Annotated in this window: 1 protein-coding gene; it reads left to right on the top strand. The window is 63.1% G+C overall.

The genetic code is table 11. The features are described from left to right. Positions 1 to 328: 328 nt before the first annotated feature. The coding region (gene gyrA, locus AC1DOC_RS29695; RefSeq protein WP_478131125.1) for a DNA gyrase subunit A at positions 329 to 2,352 on the top strand (2,024 nt) is incomplete at its 3' end.

Genomic DNA, 2,352 nt, shown 5'->3' with positions numbered 1-2,352 from the left:
TCGTAGGACCGCCGTCCGCAGCGGTGACACGGGTCTGCGCGCCGGCGGCAGTGGCGAGCGCAGCGACTGCAAACATCATCGCCACTTTATTCAGTTTCTTCATGGTTCTCCTCTTGGGGAAAAAGCCGCAGCCGCGCTGCGAATCAAGGACGCTTTAAGTGACCACCACCCAAAACGTTGAGGCGATTGTGCCATAGGGTCTTTGGCAAACAGGCCGCTGGACACCCCGGAAGCGTAGGACGGAGGCGGAATAGCGGCCTTGTGTTGCGGCGGTGCGACACCCCTCACAGCGTAAAATTTCGCCTTCCTGCCGCCAGCCTCTTGCTCAATGACCTCCTTCGCCAAAGAAACCCTGCCCATCAGTCTCGAAGAGGAAATGCGCAGCAGCTATCTCGATTACGCCATGAGCGTGATCGTGGGCCGGGCGCTTCCCGATGCGCGCGACGGCCTCAAGCCCGTGCACCGGCGCGTGCTGTATGCCATGCACGAGCTCAACAACGACTGGAACCGGGCGTACAAGAAGTCCGCCCGCATCGTGGGCGACGTGATCGGCAAGTACCACCCGCACGGCGACCAGTCGGTCTACGACACCATCGTGCGGCTGGCGCAGGACTTTTCCATGCGCCATATGCTGGTCGACGGCCAAGGCAACTTCGGGTCGGTCGACGGCGACAACGCGGCTGCAATGCGGTATACGGAAATCCGCCTCGCCAAAATTGCGCACGAAATGCTGGCCGATATCGACAAGGAAACTGTCGATTTCCAGGACAATTACGACGGCTCCGAAAAAGAACCAAAGGTCCTTCCGAGCAAACTGCCGAATTTGCTGGTGAATGGTTCCGGCGGTATTGCGGTGGGCATGGCCACCAATATTCCGCCGCACAATCTCAATGAGGTGGTGGACGCCTGCCTGCATCTGCTGCGCAATCCGCAGGCCACCATCGACGAGCTGATGGAAATCGTGCCGGCGCCCGACTTCCCCACCGCCGGCATCATCTACGGCATCAATGGCGTGCGGGACGGCTACCGCACCGGCCGCGGCAAGGTCGTGATGCGCGCCAAGTGCCACTTCGAGGACATCGACCGCGGCCAGCGCCAGGCGATCATCGTCGACGAGCTCCCCTACCAGGTCAACAAGAAGACGCTGCAGGAGCGCATGGCCGAGCTGGTGCACGAAAAGAAGATCGAAGGCATCAGCCACATCCAGGACGAGTCCGACAAGTCGGGCATGCGCCTGGTGATCGAGCTCAAGCGCGGCGAAGTGCCCGAGGTGGTGCTCAACAACCTGTACAAGCAGACCCAGCTGCAGGACACCTTCGGCATCAACATGGTGGCACTGGTCGACGGCCAGCCCAAGCTGTGCAACCTGAAGGACCTGATCGAGGTCTTCCTGCAGCACCGCCGCGAAGTGGTCACGCGCCGCACCGTCTTCACGCTGCGCAAGGCGCGCGAACGCGGCCACGTGCTCGAAGGCCTGGCGGTGGCCCTGGCCAACATCGACGAATTCATCCGCATCATCCGCGAGTCGCCCACTCCGCCGGTCGCCAAGGCCGAGCTCATGACCCGCAGCTGGGACAGCAAGCTGGTGCGCGAGATGCTGACGCGCGCTCGTGCGGACGGCGGCGTGGTCAATGCCGACGACTACCGCCCCGAGGGCCTGGAGCGCGAGTTCGGCATGGGCTCGGACGGTCTCTACCGCCTGTCGGAAACCCAGGCCCAGGAAATCCTGCAGATGCGCCTGCAGCGCCTGACCGGCCTCGAGCAGGACAAGATCGTTGCCGAGTACAAGGAGGTCATGGCCGAGATCGACGACCTGCTCGACATCCTGGCCAAGCCGGAGCGCGTCTCGGTCATCATTGGCGAGGAACTCGGCACCATCAAGCAGGAGTTCGGCCAGTCCAAGCTCGGCGCGCGCCGCAGCCTGGTGGAGCACAGCGCCTACGACCTCTCGACCGAAGACCTGATCACGCCCACCGACATGGTGGTCACGCTTTCGCACAGCGGCTACATCAAGAGCCAGCCGCTGAACGAATACCGCGCGCAAAAGCGCGGCGGGCGCGGCAAGCAGGCCACCGTCACCAAGGAAGACGACTGGATCGACCAGCTCTTCATCGCCAACACGCACGACTACATCCTGTGCTTCTCCAACCGCGGCCGGCTGTACTGGCTCAAGGTGTGGGAAGTGCCGGCGGGCTCGCGCGGCTCGCGCGGGCGCCCCATCGTCAACATGTTCCCGCTGCAGGAAGGCGAGAAGATCAACGTGGCGCTCGCGCTGACCGGCGAGAAGCGCAACTTCCCGGCCGACCAGTACGTGTTCATGGCCACCTCCATGGGCACGGTCAAGAAGACCAC

It is taken from the genome of Variovorax sp. 01T439_2 (genome assembly GCF_056398445.1).
This window is presented reverse-complemented; position numbering and strand designations above follow the sequence as displayed.